Consider the following 15584-nt stretch of genomic DNA (forward strand, 5'->3'; position numbering starts at 1 on the left):
CATTACGGAGGGCGTGAATCATAGCAAACCTGTGCCGAATTTTAGCGTACATGGGTTCTGCATGAATATCGCTCACGTTGCTGGCAGTCATGGCCCGGTAGAATCACCGCCATTTCACAGACCGCACGCCTTGAATCGGGACCCGATACATGTCACTTCGTTTGATCGTCAGCGCCGTCCTGGCCTTGATAGCCAGTACTGCGCAGGCAGAGGGCCGCGCTTCGGCGATTTCCTATACCCGCGATATCCAACCGATCTTCACCGAGAAGTGCGTGGCCTGCCATGCCTGCTACGACTCTGCTTGCCAACTCAACCTTGGCAGCGCAGAGGGCGCGGCCCGTGGCGCGAGCAAGGTGCCGGTGTACGACGGCGAGCGTAGCCAGGCCACACCGACTACACGGCTGTTCTATGACGCGTTCGGCAAACAAGCCTGGCAGCAGAAGGGCTTCTACTCGGTACTGGATGCCCAGGGCAGCCAGGCTGCGTTGATGGCACGTATGCTGGAGCTGGGGCATAACGCGCCATTGCCACCCAATGCCAAACTGCCCGACGAGATTGTATTGGGCCTGAGCCGCCAAAACATGTGCGCGACGCCCGGCGAGTTCAACGCCTATGCCGGCGCCCATCCCAAGGAGGGCATGCCGCTGGCCGTCACCGGCCTGACCGACCAGCAATACCAGACCCTGCAACGCTGGCTGGCCTCCGGTGCGCCGATTGATGAGCAGAGTCTGGCGCCCAGCGCCAGGGAAGCCTTGCAGGTGCAGCAATGGGAATCCCTGTTCAACCAGCCGGGCGCCCGGGAAAGCCTGGTGGCGCGCTGGTTGTACGAGCATTTGTTCCTCGCCCACATTTACTTCGAGAACGGCGAGCCGGGGCATTACTTCCAGTGGGTGCGTTCGCGTACGCCGAGCGGGCAGCCGATCGACCTGATCGCCACCCGTCGTCCTAACGATGACCCAGGCACTCAGGTCTATTACCGCCTGTGGCCGGTACAGGGCGTGATCGTGCATAAAACCCACATCACTTACCCGTTCAGCGCGGCGAAAATGGCGCGGATCAAAGACCTGTTCTATTCCGGGGACTGGCAGGTGAGCGCCTTGCCGGGCTACGGACCGGGGCGCCGCGCCAACCCGTTCGAAACCTTCGAAGCCATACCGGCCAAGGCGCGTTATCAGTTCATGTTGGATAACGCCGAATACTTCGTGCGCACCTTCATCCGTGGTCCGGTATGCCGTGGGCAGATCGCCACGGACGTGATCCGCGATAACTTCTGGACACTGTTCCAGGAGCCGGACCATGACCTGTACATCACCGATGCCCGTTACCGCGGCCAGGCCACGCCATTGTTGGCCATGCCTGGGCAAAACGATGATGTGGGCAGTGTGCTGGGCCTGTGGCTGGCCTATCGCGACAAGCGTAATCAGTATGAGGCGTTGCGCCGCGATAGCTACGCAGATGTGCCGCCGCCGAGTTGGTCGAGTTTGTGGGCGGGTAATGACAATGCCTTGCTGACCATCTTCCGCCATTTCGACAGCGCCTCGGTGACCAAGGGCCTGATCGGCGAGGTGCCGCAGACGATGTGGCTGTTCGATTACCCACTGCTGGAACGCACTTATTACCAACTGGCAGTCAACTTCGACGTGTTCGGCAATGTGTCGCACCAGGCCCAGACGCGCTTGTACTTCGACCTGATCCGCAACGGCGCCGAACAGAACTTCCTGCGTCTGATGCCGGCCGACACCCGCGAGGACTTCCTTGATGACTGGTACCAGAACAGTGGCAAGCTCAAGTTGTGGCTGGACTATGAAGCCATTGATGACGACAAGCCCACGGGGCTGCATCTGGACGAGAAAGATCCCAAGCGCGATTTTGCCAACCAACTGCTGACGCGTTACGGCGGTTTGAACGTCAGCCCCGACCCAATCAACCGCTGCACCGGGGCCTATTGCTCGCGCACTGGTATCGACCCGGCCTTGCGGGACGCCGAACAGGCGCTTAGCCGCCTGACATCGCGCCCGGCGGCGGGGCTCAAGGTGATCGACCAGTTGCCCGAAGCCACTATGCTGCGCATCGAAACCCAGGGTGGTCAGCGCGTGGTCTACAGCATGCTGCGTAACCGTGCCCACAGTAATGTGGCTTTCCTGTTGGGTGAGGCTTATCGCTACCAGCCGGGCCTCGACACACTGACCATCTATCCGGGGGTGATGAGCAGTTACCCGAATTTCATGTTCAACATTCCAGCTCAAGAGGTGCCGCAATTCGTCACGCAAATGGAGCAGGCCAAGGATGCCAAGCGGTTTGAGAAAATAGTCGAGCGCTGGGGGGTACGCCGCAGTCATCCGCAGTTCTGGCAATACTTCCACGATTTGTCGCGCTACATTCGTGAAACCACGCCAGTGGAAGAGGGTGTATTGGACATGAACCGCTACGAGAATCTATAACTACTGTATTGGTCCGGTCATTTCTCCAAGTGAGCACTGAAGCAGTCGGATACCTACCTACGGACTGGACAGGGGACACCGATGTTGATTTCAGTGCAGTTTCTACGCGCCTTGGCGGCATGGAGTGTGGTGGGCCACCATTTCATGCAAGGTTTTTTCAACTTTGAAGCCAGCAACGCGCTGGAATCTCTGTTTGTCGACAAAGGCGCCATTGGAGTGGATGTGTTCTTTGTCATCAGTGGCTTGGTGATTTACCTGGCGACTGCCGACAAAGCGCTGAGCCCCGGGCGTTTCATGCTGATGCGCATAGCGAGGATTGTTCCGGCGTATTGGTTCTATACCTTGATCATGATTGTCGTGGTTGCCGTTGTGCCTGCGATCTTTCCAGAGGCTCGGCTCGAACCCGGTCATGTACTCATGTCGATGCTCTTTATCCCGGCCCAAAACCCGGGAGGCTTCGGCGTCTATCCCCTGCTCGATGTCGGGTGGACACTGAATTTCGAGATGCTGTTTTATTGCCTGTTTGCTTTTGCCTTGCTGGTGCCCGCGGCCTATCGCTTGTGGGTGGTAGCAGCGCTGCTGTATCTGGTGTGCTACATCATCACTCCCGCCTTTGACCTGGCCAGCGGCTTCTACCATGAGGACATTATTTTCGAGTTTCTGATGGGCATTGTGATCGGTATGCTTTACCGGCGTGGCCTATGTCAGGCCAGGGCGTGGTTGCCGTTGCTGGGCATCGCGGCGGCGCTGGCGGCGATTTATCATGGGGCAGACATACCCCGTGCGCTGGAATGGGGCGTGCCGAGCGCGATATTGGTTATCAGTTGTGTGACCCTGGAGCGTTACTTTCAAGATTCTCGCGTTTTGAAGCTGCTTGGTGATTGCTCTTACTCGGTGTACTTGATCCACGTGCTGGTGCTAGCCGTGGGGCGATGGGTCGCTGACCGAACCGGAATAGATCCCTACACAATCCTGCCGGTATGCATTGTATTGATAGTACTGGGCGCCTATGGCAGCTACCAATGGCTCGAGAAGGCAAGCTATCGCACGCTCAAGCGTTTACTGGGTATTGAGGGGCGGGCAATTATTTCCCGACAAAAATACTAGGACTTTGTACCTCTGTAATGATTTGGCGTAAACTGCCGGCAAGCCTGTGAGGAGTTTCCATGACTGCCATAACCATTACCGACGCCGCCCACGATTACCTGGCTGACCTGCTGTCCAAGCAGAACACCCCGGGTATCGGCATCCGCGTCTTTATCACCCAGCCCGGCACCCAGTACGCCGAGACCTGCATTGCCTACTGCAAGCCTGGTGAAGAGAAGCCTGAAGACACCGCCCTGGGGCTCAAAAGCTTCACCGCGTACATCGATGCCTTCAGCGAAGCTTTCCTTGACGACGCCGTAGTCGACTACGCCACCGATCGCATGGGCGGCCAGTTGACCATCAAGGCGCCCAACGCCAAGGTGCCGAACGTCAACGCCGACAGCCCGGTCAACGAGCGCATCAACTACTACCTGCAAACCGAGATCAACCCGGGGCTGGCCAGTCACGGCGGCCAGGTGAGCCTGATCGACGTGGTGGATGACGGTATTGCCGTATTGAAGTTCGGCGGTGGCTGCCAAGGCTGCGGCCAGGCGGACGTGACCCTGCGCGAGGGCATCGAGCGCACCTTGCTTGAGCGTATTCCCGAGCTCAAGGGCGTACGTGACGTGACCGACCACACGCAGAAAGAAAACGCCTACTACTAAGTAAGGCGTTCACTGCGAGATTAAAAAACGGCGCCCCGTGAGCGCCGTTTTTTATGCTCTAAATTCAGCAAGTTATGATGATTGTCTGATAGTTTGGATTGGCTGTGGATTAATCCATTTCTTCAGGGGCGATAGAGGTGGGCGTGACCTGCGCGGTACAGCGAGGATTCGCCAAAGCTATCATTTGCCAACACCCGCCCGACCACAATCAGCGCCGTACGCCGAAAGCCTTTAGTCGCGACCTTCTGGGCAATATCACTCAACGAACCCACCACCCAATCCTGGTCCGGCCATGTCGCGCGGTGCACCACGGCGATCGGGCAATCTGCACCATAGTGCGGCAGCAGCTCAGCGACGATCCTTTCCAGATGATTGACCCCCAAGTGAATGGCCATTGTCGTGCCGTGCCGGGCCAGGCTGTCGAAGTCCTCACCCGCCGGCATGCTGGTTTTATCTGCATAGCGGGTCAGGATCACGCTCTGGGCAATGTCCGGCAGGGTCAGTTCGGTTTCCAGCAACGCCGCGCAGGCAGCCACCGCCGTAACCCCGGGAATGATCTGGAAGGGAATGCCCAACTCGCGCAAGTGACGGATCTGCTCACCAATCGCCCCATACAGGCTCGGGTCGCCGGAGTGCACGCGCGCCACATCCTGGCCTTGCGCATGGGCGGCTTTGATCACGTCGATGATCTGTTCCAGATGCAGCTCGGCACTGTTGACCACCTGGTGTGCCTGATGACCTTCCAGTACCGCCGCAGGCACCAGCGAGCCAGCGTAGATGATCACCGGGCAGCTGCGGATCAGCCGCTGGCCCTTGACGGTAATCAGTTCCGGGTCGCCGGGGCCTGCGCCGATGAAGTAGACGGTCATGGGGAATTCCTGTTGAAAAAACGGGCGAGCATGAAGAATGCTCATGATCGAGAGCGGCAATTATCGGGATTTTAACCGGCGCAGGCCAATGCAATGGTGGCCTGGATGGTTTTCTTGCGGGTGATGAGCAGGCGGGCGGGGCCGTGGGCGAGTTGCTCAGCCAGGGCCAATGCGGCGCTTTCGGCGACGCCGTAACAGCCGGTATGGCTAAATGCTACGGCTGATTTGTGGCTCAGCCGATGTTCAAAGCCGGCCAGTTGTTCGGCGCTGAAACACTGCAAGGGCAGGCTCAACAATTGGGCCAGGGCCACCAACCCCGGCTCAGCCTGTTTGCGATCAATGCTCGCCAGCGCGGTAATGCGTTGGCGTTCAATGCCGCCTTCGGCGAGGGCGCTATCAAGGAGTTCCAGCAGGGTTCGGACATCACAACCCCGCTGGCAACCCAGGCCGACGACGAGGGTCATGCCGAGTAGTGTTCGTCGCGGTTACGGCGGAACAGCCAGGCACTGATCAGACCAAGGGCCAGCCAGAACGCCACATTGGTCAACTGCGATGCGATCTTGAACTGGGCTTCGAGGGCCTCCGGGGCCAGCATGGAGTGGACTTCCGGCTGTGGGGCGCCAATCACGTGGGGTACGGCGACGATCGCCACGCCCAGCACTTTGAGCAACCAGCCGCGACCGAACACCAGCAAAGCAATGCCGGCAGCGGTAGACGCGGCAGTGCCGATCCACCAGATCTGCCGTTGCGCCAGATCAGCGGCGGCGGTGCCCGGCAGTTCAGGCGGCAGGCCCAAGGTCGGCGCAAGTACGAATGTCGCGTAACCGGCCAGGCCCCACAGTAGCCCTTGAGCTGTACGGGTTGGTGCGCGCAGGGTGTACAGGCCGGCCAGCATCAGCGCAAACCCGACCGCAACGACCAGGTTGCCACCGGTGGTCGACAGCACGCGCTGCCAGCCATTTTCCGGCTCCCAGGCTTCGGCGTCGTGGGTGTGGGCAGCGGCGCCAGCAGCATGTTCATGGGTGACTTCGGCAACAGCTGGAGCCTTTTCAAAGGTCTCCGCCTGCAAAATCAACGGCGCGACCCACAAGCTTTGCAGCAGGGTCAGCAGCAGGGCGGCCAACAGGCCGGTGAACCCTGCAGTTTGGGCAATACGCTTGATCATGTCGGCAGGTCTCAGTGGCACGGGAACGCGGCGCTATGGCGGGTATCGTGGGCCGCGTTGTGCACGGCTTCGATATGGGAGAAACCGGCGAAATACACCAGGCACGCGCCAAGGATTGACGCACCGATGGCGGCGGTCAGGCGTTGGCTCAAGGTGGCAGTGCTGCTGGCGGAGGGCGAAGTGCTGCTGATGATCGACATGGCGCGTCCCTTTCAGGTGTCAGGGTGAAACGAGCGCATGAAAACCCCGCGAGCCAGGCTCGCAGGGTTCTGAACAGCGCCCGCCCACCGCGGGTTTGTTATCTGATTTTTTCGGGCCGGTCTCCGGGCTTGCGAGGGGACTTTTGAACGTCCTGAAAGCGTCGCCTTCCCATGCATTTGCACAGTGGCTGTGACACTTCGCTCGCTTACCGTTGCGGGGGCAGCACCGGACTCGTCGACGCATCGACTCACCGGTTTCCCGTTTCACCCTGTGAAGGGCACCCGAAACAAGATGTGTAGGAGAGCATGACGCAGTGATGTACGTCAAATTGATGCGTCTTGACGAACACCCCTTGCCTGTCGAAGCCTTGCGATCAAGTGTCAAACATCGCCGACTGTGTAACTTGACCAGATTAATTAGTTGGGTCTATAACGCAGCAAAACGGTATGGTGCTGCCCCATGAAAGTGGGCTTTGTTAGCATGTGATTGATGTTTGCAATATCGAATCTTCCATCTTCTGCGCCGGGCCTGCCATTGTCACCAATACCGATATCTAGCTCACGAAGTGCCCGAGGGTTTTGCAGGAGTATCTTGGCATACAAGGTTGCCTCGGCGGAAAAAGTTCTGGTGCTTGGCACCTGACCTGCCGCTTCTTTCAATTCGTTAACGTTTACAAAACGGTCATTTTCGCCTGCGGCGTACTCACGAAAGTGCTGCTTTATCTTATTCATCACAGCGTCCTGTTGGTAATGGACTACCTTAGGGCGGGCGCTGGTGGGCTGTTCCACAAGGCTGCTCAAAAGCGGCTCTGATCGTTTGAATCGCGGCAGATTACTATGATTGTTCAGTGCGGCCGGAGGGCTGGCCAGGGAACTCTGCGGCGCACGCTCAACAGCGTCAGTACTGACTCGCGGTTTGTTATTGATTGCACCTGTATCGTTAAAAAGAGCGAAGGGAGTGGGCGCGTTAGAAGTCGATATCAGCATGATTCATTCCTGAAGCCAATGGATTAAAATTCGCCACATTTCAAAAACACTTCGCTAATTGCGAAATGGCAGGAGTGTCTGTATGAAATGAGCACTGCTGCGTGGTGTCGTTCTGCGCGACCGTTCCGTATTGAATATGACATCATATTGCAGGCGCTTTTGCGGGATCGGCGCAAGCCTTACAAAGACTGAGTTGGTTAAGGCACAGGCTGGGTATGTTTATGCTTTAGGCGGCGCGACATTGACCCGCTCCGTTGCACTGCGTAGCCTTGCACCCTCGAGGTTCTTCGGCTCAGGCCGAAGCTAAGAAGGGAACGCGGTTCAAGCCGCGGCTGCCCCCGCAACTGTGAAGGGTTCAGTTGATTGCCACGCCACTGCCGAGACGGCGGGAAGGCGCAGTCAGCGTTGGTCACAAGACCTGCACGCCCCAAGCCAGGAGACCTGCCTCGTCACTGATTTTCCAATTCAACCGGGCGGGGTGATCCGGTGACGAAATCCGCTGCTGCGCGTGCCGCAGGGCCTGTCGTCCCGTATGCCCGCCCCAAAGGGCATCCGATGAAAACACTGGCCAAACTCCCCGTCACCATCGTTACCGGCTTCCTCGGCTCGGGCAAGACCACGTTGCTGCGCCACATGCTCGATAACGCCCAGGGCCGTCGCATAGCCGTGATCGTCAACGAGTTTGGCGAGCTGGGCATTGACGGCGAAATCCTCAAGCAATGCTCCATCGGGTGTACCGAAGAAGAAGCCAACGGCCGCGTGTACGAACTGGCCAACGGCTGCCTGTGCTGCACGGTTCAGGAAGAGTTCTTCCCAGTAATGCGTGAGCTGGTGGCCCGTCGTGGCGACCTTGACCATATTCTCATCGAAACCTCTGGCCTGGCTTTGCCCAAACCCCTGGTGCAAGCCTTCCAGTGGCCGGAAATCCGTAGCGCCTGCACGGTTGACGCGGTAATCACCGTGGTCGACAGCCCGGCCGTGGCCGCCGGCACTTTCGCTGCGTTCCCGGATCAAGTCGACGCCCAGCGCAAACTGGACCCGAACCTGGACCACGAGTCGCCGTTGCACGAGCTGTTCGCCGACCAACTGGCCAGCGCCGACCTGGTGATCCTCAACAAAGCCGACCTGATCAGCACCGAAGACCTGGCCCGCGTGCGCCGGGAAGTGGCCGAAGAGCTGCCGCCGGCGGTCAAGATCATCGAAGCCAGCAGCGGTCGCCTGCCATTGGACGTGCTGATCGGCCTGGGTGCCGGCTCCGAAGAGCATATCGACGCTCGCCACAGTCATCACGATCATCACCATGAAGGCGAAGACGACCACGATCACGATGCTTTCGACTCCATCTCCATCGACTTGCCTCAAGCCGACGAAGCACTGTTGCTGGACGCACTGACCCAATTGGTGGTGCAACACGGCATTTTGCGCGTCAAAGGCTTTGCTGCTATCCCGAACAAGCCGATGCGCCTGCTGATCCAGGGCGTGGGCACGCGCTTTGACAAGCACTTCGACCGTGCCTGGGGGGCCGATGAAGCGCGTATCACGCGCCTGGTGCTGATCGGTCAGGAGCTGGACGCCGCTGGCCTTGAAGCGCAATTGCGCGCTGCCCTCAGCGTTTAACCATGCACCTGCTCAGGACCCAACCCGGTGGTTTCGTCGCGGACGACAATATTGCCGACCTTGGGCAAACCCCCGCCGAGCTGGTGATCCTGTGCAGCGGTGACTCCAGCCTGGCGCTGCTGGCCGAAGCCGCCCAGCAGTTGCCCGAGGATTACCCCAGCCTGCGCCTGGCCAACCCGATGCAGGTGCAGAACCACGCCTCGGTCGACCTGTACGTCGATGAGGTGTTGCGTCACGCCAAGGTCATCCTGATTTCCTTGCATGGCGGCATTGGTTATTGGCGCTACGGCATCGAGCGTCTGGTAGAGCTGGCCGAGCGTGGCGTCACGTTGATCCTGGTGCCGGGGGATGATCGTCCAGACCCGGAACTCAGCGGCCTGAGCACCGTCGCTGCTGCACAGCGCGAGCGTCTGTGGCACTTTTTGCGCCAGGGTGGCCTGGGCAATGCGTTGGACTTTTATCACTGCCTGGCCAGCGCCCATCTGGGCCGCGACTATGCCTGGGCCGAGCCACAAACCTTGCCGCGTACGGCGATCTATCACCCGCACAAAGCCAATGCCCGCCTCAATGACTGGCAGGCGGATTGGCGCGCCGACTTCCCCGTGGCCGCGGTGTTGTTCTACCGCTCCCACTTGCAGGCGGCCAATACCGGATTTATCGATGTGTTCTGCCAGCGCTTGCAGGCAGCGGGCCTGAACCCGTTGCCCATCGCAGTGGCCAGTTTGAAAGAGCCCGGTTGCCTCACGGTGGTCGAGGACCTGTTGGACGACGTGCAAGTCGCGGTGATCCTCAACACCACAGGCTTTGCCCAATCCAGCCCCGAAGCGCCGCATCTGCGACCGTTTCGGCGCAACGTCCCGGTGATCCAGGCGATCTGCGCCCAGGATAACCAGCCCGGCTGGGAAGCCAGCGAGCAGGGGCTCGGCCCTCGCGATCTGGCCATGCATATTGCCTTGCCCGAGCTGGATGGGCGCATCATCAGCCGGCCGATCAGCTTCAAGGACCTGGCCTGGCGCAGCGAGCGCAGCCAGTCTGACGTGGTGTGCTACCGCGCAGCGCCCGAGCGCATGGATTTTGTCGCTGAACTGGCGCGGCGTTGGGTTGACTTGGCCCGGGTGCCGAATGCCGACAAACGCATCGCCTTGATCCTCGCCAACTACCCGACCCGTGACGGTCGCATCGGTAACGGTGTGGGCCTGGACACGCCAGCAGCGGCGCTGAATATCCTGCGGGCCTTGCAGGTTGAAGGCTATCCGGTGGCGCCGGCGCTTGCGGACAGCGGCACCGCACTGATCCACGAGCTGCTCGGCGGTGTCACTAACGACCTCGACAGCCTTGACCAGCGCCCGTGCCATCAAAGCCTGGGCCTGGCCGAGTACCAGGCGTTGTTCGATCGACTGCCCGAGTCCAATCGCCAGGCCGTGCTGGAACGTTGGGGCGCTCCACAAAACGATCCGATGTTCCGCGACGGCCGCATGATGATCGCCGGCCTGCGCCTGGGCCTGACCTTCGTCGGCATCCAGCCGGCCCGGGGTTACCAGGTGGACGCGAGCGCCGTGTACCACGACCCGGACCTGGTGCCGCCCCATGGGTACCTGGCGTTCTATTTCTGGCTGCGTCACACCTACGGCGCACACGGCGTGATTCATGTGGGCAAGCACGGTAACCTGGAGTGGTTGCCGGGCAAGGGCGTGGGTCTGTCGGAAAACTGCTGGCCGGATGCATTGCTGGGGCCGCTGCCCAATATCTACCCGTTTATCGTCAACGACCCGGGCGAGGGCGCCCAGGCCAAGCGGCGCACCCAGGCGGTGATCATCGACCACTTGATGCCGCCGTTGACCCGCGCCGAAACCTACGGCCCGTTGCGTAACCTTGAGTTGTTGGCCGACGAGTATTACGAGGCGCAATTGCTCGACCCGCGCCGCGCGCTTGAGCTGCAAAAAGACATTCTCAAACTGGTGCGCGAAACCCGCATCGACCAGGAGCTGGAGCTGGACAGCGAGACTGACGCCGACATCTGGTTGCCGCGCCTGGACACCTACCTGTGTGATTTGAAGGAGTCGCAGATCCGCGACGGCCTGCATATCTTTGGCGAATCCCCCGAGGGCCGCCTGCGCATCGACACCTTGCTGGCGTTGCTGCGCATTCCCCGTGGCGATGGCCGTGGCCCGCAATCTAGCCTGCTGCGGGTGCTGGCCAAGGCCTTCGAGCTGGGCTTCGATCCGCTCGATTGCGCCTTGGCCGAGCCATGGACGGGGCGGCGCCCGTTGGTACTGCAAAAGATTGACGGGCAGTTGTGGCGCACCGCTGGCGATACCCGCGAACGCCTGGAGCTCTACGCGGCGCGCTTGATCGAGCAGGCGCTGGAAGGCCCTGTCGAGCAGTTGGAAGAGCCTGGCTGGGAGGACGTCAAGTCGGTCGTCGAAAGCCTGCGCATTGTGGTGGCGCCGCGCCTGGACGCCTGCGGCCCGGCGGAAATGCGCGGCCTGCTCGATGCCTTGAGCGGGCGCTTCGTTCCGGCAGGGCCCAGCGGTGCGCCCAGTCGCGGGCGCCTGGATGTGCTGCCGACCGGGCGTAACTTCTTTACCGTGGACGTACGCAACCTGCCAACCACCACGGCCTGGCGCATCGGTTTCCAATCGGCCAACCTGATTCTCGAACGTCACCTGCAAGACCATGGCGACCACTTGCGTCAGTTGGGCTTGTCGGTTTGGGGCACAGCCACCATGCGCACCGGCGGTGATGATATCGCCCAGGCCATGGCGCTGATGGGCGTGCGCCCGGTATGGGCCACCGGCAGCCAGCGGGTCGACGATTTTGAAATCCTGCCGATCAGCCTGCTGGATCGCCCGCGTGTCGACGTGACCCTGCGCGTATCCGGCTTCTTCCGCGATGCCTTCGCCAACCTGATCCGCCTGTTCGACGCAGCGGTGCAGGCGGTGGCGGCCCTGGATGAACCGGACGACATGAACCCGCTGGCCGCCAAGGTGCGCAGCGAGCGCCAGGCGCTGGTTGAGTCGGGCCTGGATGCAGAGGCTGCGGCCAAGCAGGCCGGCTGGCGCATCTTCGGCGCCAAACCGGGTGCCTATGGCGCGGGCGTGCAGGGCGCGGTTGACGGGCGCCTGTGGCAGAGCCGCGAGGACTTGGCCGAGGTCTACCTCAACTGGGGCGGCTATGCCTACGGGGGCTCCGATGAAGGCACCGCCGCCCGCGAGCAGTTTGCCCAGCGCCTGAGCCAAGTGCAGGCGGTGTTGCAGAACCAGGACAACCGCGAGCACGACTTGCTCGATTCCAATGATTACTACCAATTCCAGGGCGGTATGCTCGCCGCCGTGGAAACCCTGAGCGGTGACAAGGCCGCCAGTTATCATGGCGACCATAGCCAGCCGGACTTGCCCAGAATCCGCACCTTGAAGGAAGAGCTGAACCGGGTGATCCGCGCCCGCGCTGCCAACCCCAAGTGGATCGAAGGCGTGAAACGCCATGGCTACAAAGGCGCGTTTGAAATGGCCGCGACCGTGGACAACCTGTTCGCTTTCGACGCCACCACCGCGTTGATCGACGATCATCAATATGCACTGCTGGCCGATGCCTACCTGCTGGACCCTGACACCCGGGCGTTTGTGCAGCAGCACAACCCCGATGCCCTGCGCGACATGACCGAGCGTATGCTCGAAGCCCAGCAGCGGGGCATGTGGCAGGCGCCGGGGGCTTATCGCGAAGCACTGGAAAACCTCTTGCTGGATATAGAAGAAGACAGCTGATGACCGAGATTCCCCATTTTCCGCTGTCCGCCGTGGTCGGTGCTGACGACCTGAAACTGGCGCTGTGCCTGACCGCCATCGACCCCCGCATCGGCGGCGTGCTGATCGAAGGTCCGCGGGGCATGGCCAAGTCGACCCTGGCTCGTGGGCTGGCGGACCTCCTTGCCAGCGGCCAGTTCGTAACTTTGCCCCTGGGCGCGACCGAGGAACGCCTGGTCGGCACCTTGGACCTGGATGCCGCACTGGGTGAAGGTCGTGCACAATTTTCCCCCGGCGTGTTGGCCAAGGCTGACGGCGGCGTGCTGTATGTGGATGAAGTCAACTTGCTGGCCGACCATTTGGTGGACCTGCTGTTGGACGTGGCCGCCAGCGGCACCAACCTGATCGAGCGCGACGGTATTTCCCATCGGCATTCGGCGCGCTTTGTGCTGATCGGCACCATGAACCCGGAAGAGGGCGAGTTGCGCCCGCAGTTGCTCGACCGCTTTGGTTTCAATGTGGCGCTGAGCGGGCAGACCTTGCCCGCCGAACGTGGGCAGATCATTCGTCGTCGCCTGGATTTCGACAGTGATCCGGCGGCCTTCTGCGCGCAGTGGGCCGCGCCGCAAGCCGAGTTGCGCGAACGCTGCACGCAGGCGCGGGCGCGACTCGACAGCATCGACCTGGACGATCACGCGTTGGCACAGATTACCGAACGTTGCTTTGCCGCAGGCGTGGACGGTATGCGCGCCGACCTGGTCTGGCTGCGTGGCGCCCGGGCCCATGCGGCGTGGCGAGGCGCGTCAGCCATTGCCGAGCAAGACATTGAAGCGGTGGCCGAGTTTGCCTTGCGCCACCGTCGTCAGCAGCAAACGCCCCCGGCCGCACCGCCGAATCAAGGACAGTCATCAAAACCGTCTGAAAGCTCGCCCGGGCAGGGCCAATGGGGCGATATGCCTGCGCCGGCCTTGCCCACGGGCGCCCGCCGCGATGTGCCGGCCTGGCCAAAAAAGCCCTAGGCATTCGCCCCCGACCTGACGCGGGGGCGGATGCCCGGCCCCAGGCGGGGCGGCTGGACAACGGCAGGCAGGGCACGGCGCGCAGCGCACAGAACGGCAGGATCAATTGGCCGGGTACGTTGCTCGGTGGACGGCCACAATGCCGTGATGACCTGCTGTTCCACCTGCGTAGCCGTTCGGCGCCGGAACTGTGGTTGGTAATCGTCGATGCCTCGGCGTCCACCCGGCGCCATCGGGCGTTGACCGATGCCAAGGGTTTGTTGGCTCAGCTGTTCGACGACGCTTATCGGCAACGGGCGCGCATGGCGCTGTTGACGGCCAGCGGGGCATCGCCGAGGTGGCAGGTGCAAGGTTTGAAGGCGGCGAAGGGCTTGACGGGTTGGCTGGAGCAGTTAGGCGCCGGTGGCGGTACGCCGCTGCTCGCCGCCTTGAGCGAGGCCGGGCAGTGGCTCAAAGCGCGGCGCAAGCGTTACCCGGCGCAGCAACAGCGATTGCTGGTGATCACTGATGGTCGGCTCAAAGCCATTGATGGGTTGCCGCCGTTGGAGTGCCCGGGGTTACTGGTAGACATTGAGCGCGGGCCGATCCGGTTGGGGCGGGCTCAGGAGTTGGCGATGGGGTTGCAGTTGGATTATCAGCATATTGATGCGTTGTAGTGCCTGGGCAGTCGCCATCGGGAGCAAGCCCTCCCACATTTTTCAGTGCGCCGCAGCACTACCTGTGGGAGGGGCGGTGCGACGATTCGACTTGCTCCCGATGGCTGCCTTGAATACACCGAGGATCTATCAGCCTGCCCCCGGCACATTCGGCCAAAGATCCGCCACCAGAAACAGCCGCTCGGCTTCTTCCCAATCCTCACCGCTGTGCACCATTCGCACCAGTAACTGCGCCGGTGCCATCGGATCCAGGTCCTTCAGCCAGCTTTGCATCTGCGCTTCACTCCACACTTGATCCGCCGTGTAATGCGCAGGTGCCAACCAGGCGTGGCGGGGCAGGGGTTGCCAGTGGCCGGGCGGGCGGGTGCTGACAAAATCCGACCAGTCACGCTGATGCAACCAGCATCCACGCAGATGCTGCGGGTGGGCGCCGATTGGGGGTTGCGCCGTGCCAGGCCAGGGATAGAGCAGATAACCGCCCAGCCACAAATGCGCATCGAACACCTGGATATCCAGCGCCGCCAAGGCGTCGCGGCTCTCGGCCCGTGCAGAAATCGGCAGTTGATGTTCGGCCAGGTGCGCCAGCTTGCGGTCCAGCCGGTCATGGCAGCCCGGGCCGAGCCATTGCGCGGTGTCCTGGCCATTGCCGTCCTGTGGGCCAAGATAGAGTTTGATCGCCAGTTCCAGATGGTGCACGCCATCGCGGTCGCGCAACAGCATGTCCAGTTCGCCCAGGGTATGCCCGGCGCGGCGGATCGGCAGGTTGGCGGCCAGCAATTCCACACCCGGCGCGTGCTGCACGGCAAACTGCCAAAGGCGCTCGTAATAGAGGCCCAGGCGCCGTGTGCGCGAGAGGCTGAGCCACTGCTGCAGGGCGCTGCTGTCCTGATCAAGCGCACGCAGCCAATGCTCAAGCCGGTGTGGCGCCTGCACCCAGTCACTGCCGGCCAGCGGGTGGCGCTGCGGCCACGGCGTTTGCGCCAGCATGGGCGGGGCGAGGATCACCCACGCCAGGTCGCGCACCTCGGGGTGGCGCAATTGGCGAGGCAAGTTGTGCAAGTCAGGGAACACGGTCATGGTCCGAGCATAGCCTTTTCAGCCGGGTGAAGGTGCCTGAGAACCATTGTCATCAAGGC

The 15584-nt window shown here is 61.5% G+C and carries 13 protein-coding genes and 2 riboswitches; of the genes, 7 read left to right on the top strand and 6 right to left on the bottom strand.

Features of this window, described 5'->3' with window-relative positions:
* The first annotated feature begins 149 nt into the window (after window positions 1-149).
* The 3 genes from QMK52_RS19855 (at window position 150) to nfuA (ending at window position 4192) form a co-directional block, all read left to right on the top strand.
* A complete protein-coding gene (locus QMK52_RS19855; RefSeq protein WP_005788718.1) occupies window positions 150-2441 on the top strand; it encodes a fatty acid cis/trans isomerase in 2292 nt (763 codons plus the stop codon).
* An 81-nt stretch (window positions 2442-2522) separates the two neighbouring features.
* A complete protein-coding gene (locus tag QMK52_RS19860) occupies window positions 2523-3548 on the top strand; it encodes an acyltransferase family protein (RefSeq protein WP_194438443.1) in 1026 nt (341 codons plus the stop codon).
* 59 nt (window positions 3549-3607) lie between these two features.
* Window positions 3608-4192 carry a Fe-S biogenesis protein NfuA gene (gene nfuA / locus QMK52_RS19865; protein ID WP_003190728.1) on the top strand — a complete coding sequence of 195 codons (585 nt, stop codon included), beginning with the start codon at window positions 3608-3610 and terminating at the stop codon, window positions 4190-4192.
* 122 nt (window positions 4193-4314) lie between these two features.
* Here nfuA and cobM read toward each other — a convergent pair whose 3' ends face one another.
* The 5 genes from cobM to QMK52_RS19890 all read right to left on the bottom strand — a co-directional run bounded on the left by cobM (window position 4315) and on the right by QMK52_RS19890 (window position 7413).
* Entirely contained in the window at window positions 4315-5061 is a 747-nt protein-coding gene (cobM, locus tag QMK52_RS19870; protein ID WP_005788713.1) for a precorrin-4 C(11)-methyltransferase, read from the bottom strand.
* Between the two features lie 71 nt (window positions 5062-5132).
* Window positions 5133-5525 (bottom strand): cobalamin biosynthesis protein, encoded by a 393-nt coding sequence (locus QMK52_RS19875; protein WP_005788711.1) that lies wholly within the window; start codon window positions 5523-5525, stop codon window positions 5133-5135.
* Window positions 5522-6226 carry a CbtA family protein gene (locus QMK52_RS19880; RefSeq protein ID WP_005788710.1) on the bottom strand — a complete coding sequence of 235 codons (705 nt, stop codon included), beginning with the start codon at window positions 6224-6226 and terminating at the stop codon, window positions 5522-5524. Before QMK52_RS19880 ends, QMK52_RS19875 begins: the two co-directional genes overlap by 4 nt.
* A gap of 11 nt (window positions 6227-6237) precedes the next feature.
* Window positions 6238-6426: a CbtB domain-containing protein gene (locus QMK52_RS19885; protein ID WP_005788708.1), complete on the bottom strand. Its 189-nt coding sequence runs from the start codon at window positions 6424-6426 to the stop codon at window positions 6238-6240.
* 96 nt (window positions 6427-6522) lie between these two features.
* Window positions 6523-6727, bottom strand: a riboswitch (cobalamin riboswitch).
* A gap of 116 nt (window positions 6728-6843) precedes the next feature.
* On the bottom strand, window positions 6844-7413 hold the full coding sequence (locus QMK52_RS19890) for a hypothetical protein (protein ID WP_194438439.1): 570 nt from the start codon (window positions 7411-7413) through the stop codon (window positions 6844-6846).
* 263 nt (window positions 7414-7676) lie between these two features.
* A riboswitch (cobalamin riboswitch) is annotated at window positions 7677-7877 on the top strand.
* Window positions 7878-7968: 91 nt separating this feature from the next.
* Between QMK52_RS19890 and cobW the strand changes: the two genes are divergently transcribed.
* Genes cobW through QMK52_RS19910 form a run of 4 tightly spaced genes read left to right on the top strand, consistent with a single transcriptional unit; the run spans window position 7969 to window position 14448 of the window.
* Window positions 7969-9030 (top strand): cobalamin biosynthesis protein CobW, encoded by a 1062-nt coding sequence (gene cobW, locus QMK52_RS19895; RefSeq protein ID WP_005788706.1) that lies wholly within the window; start codon window positions 7969-7971, stop codon window positions 9028-9030.
* 2 nt (window positions 9031-9032) lie between these two features.
* Complete coding sequence (gene cobN, locus QMK52_RS19900; RefSeq protein WP_194438438.1) at window positions 9033-12794, top strand: cobaltochelatase subunit CobN; 3762 nt, start codon at window positions 9033-9035, stop codon at window positions 12792-12794.
* Entirely contained in the window at window positions 12794-13792 is a 999-nt protein-coding gene (locus QMK52_RS19905) for an ATP-binding protein (RefSeq protein ID WP_005788702.1), read from the top strand. The genes cobN and QMK52_RS19905 overlap by 1 nt, the downstream gene beginning before the upstream one ends.
* 53 nt (window positions 13793-13845) lie before the next feature.
* Window positions 13846-14448 (top strand): vWA domain-containing protein, encoded by a 603-nt coding sequence (locus QMK52_RS19910; RefSeq protein ID WP_194440682.1) that lies wholly within the window; start codon window positions 13846-13848, stop codon window positions 14446-14448.
* Between the two features lie 129 nt (window positions 14449-14577).
* Here QMK52_RS19910 and QMK52_RS19915 read toward each other — a convergent pair whose 3' ends face one another.
* Window positions 14578-15525, bottom strand: a complete 948-nt coding sequence (locus tag QMK52_RS19915) for a DUF1853 family protein (RefSeq protein WP_005788698.1) — start codon at window positions 15523-15525, stop codon at window positions 14578-14580.
* Between the last annotated feature and the right edge of the window lie 59 nt (window positions 15526-15584).

The organism is Pseudomonas sp. P9_2 (assembly GCF_034008255.1).
GTDB lineage: Bacteria > Pseudomonadota > Gammaproteobacteria > Pseudomonadales > Pseudomonadaceae > Aquipseudomonas > Aquipseudomonas synxantha_A.

Coding starts and splice junctions, on each gene's coding strand:
- QMK52_RS19860 (WP_194438443.1), top strand. CDS start 2,523: ATGTTGATTTCAGTGCAGTTTCTACGCGCCTTGGCGGCATGGAGTGTG.
- QMK52_RS19890 (WP_194438439.1), bottom strand. CDS start 7,413: ATGCTGATATCGACTTCTAACGCGCCCACTCCCTTCGCTCTTTTTAAC.
- cobN (WP_194438438.1), top strand. CDS start 9,033: ATGCACCTGCTCAGGACCCAACCCGGTGGTTTCGTCGCGGACGACAAT.
- cobM (WP_005788713.1), bottom strand. CDS start 5,061: ATGACCGTCTACTTCATCGGCGCAGGCCCCGGCGACCCGGAACTGATT.
- QMK52_RS19875 (WP_005788711.1), bottom strand. CDS start 5,525: ATGACCCTCGTCGTCGGCCTGGGTTGCCAGCGGGGTTGTGATGTCCGA.
- QMK52_RS19905 (WP_005788702.1), top strand. CDS start 12,794: ATGACCGAGATTCCCCATTTTCCGCTGTCCGCCGTGGTCGGTGCTGAC.
- QMK52_RS19915 (WP_005788698.1), bottom strand. CDS start 15,525: ATGACCGTGTTCCCTGACTTGCACAACTTGCCTCGCCAATTGCGCCAC.
- QMK52_RS19855 (WP_005788718.1), top strand. CDS start 150: ATGTCACTTCGTTTGATCGTCAGCGCCGTCCTGGCCTTGATAGCCAGT.
- nfuA (WP_003190728.1), top strand. CDS start 3,608: ATGACTGCCATAACCATTACCGACGCCGCCCACGATTACCTGGCTGAC.
- cobW (WP_005788706.1), top strand. CDS start 7,969: ATGAAAACACTGGCCAAACTCCCCGTCACCATCGTTACCGGCTTCCTC.
- QMK52_RS19880 (WP_005788710.1), bottom strand. CDS start 6,226: ATGATCAAGCGTATTGCCCAAACTGCAGGGTTCACCGGCCTGTTGGCC.
- QMK52_RS19885 (WP_005788708.1), bottom strand. CDS start 6,426: ATGTCGATCATCAGCAGCACTTCGCCCTCCGCCAGCAGCACTGCCACC.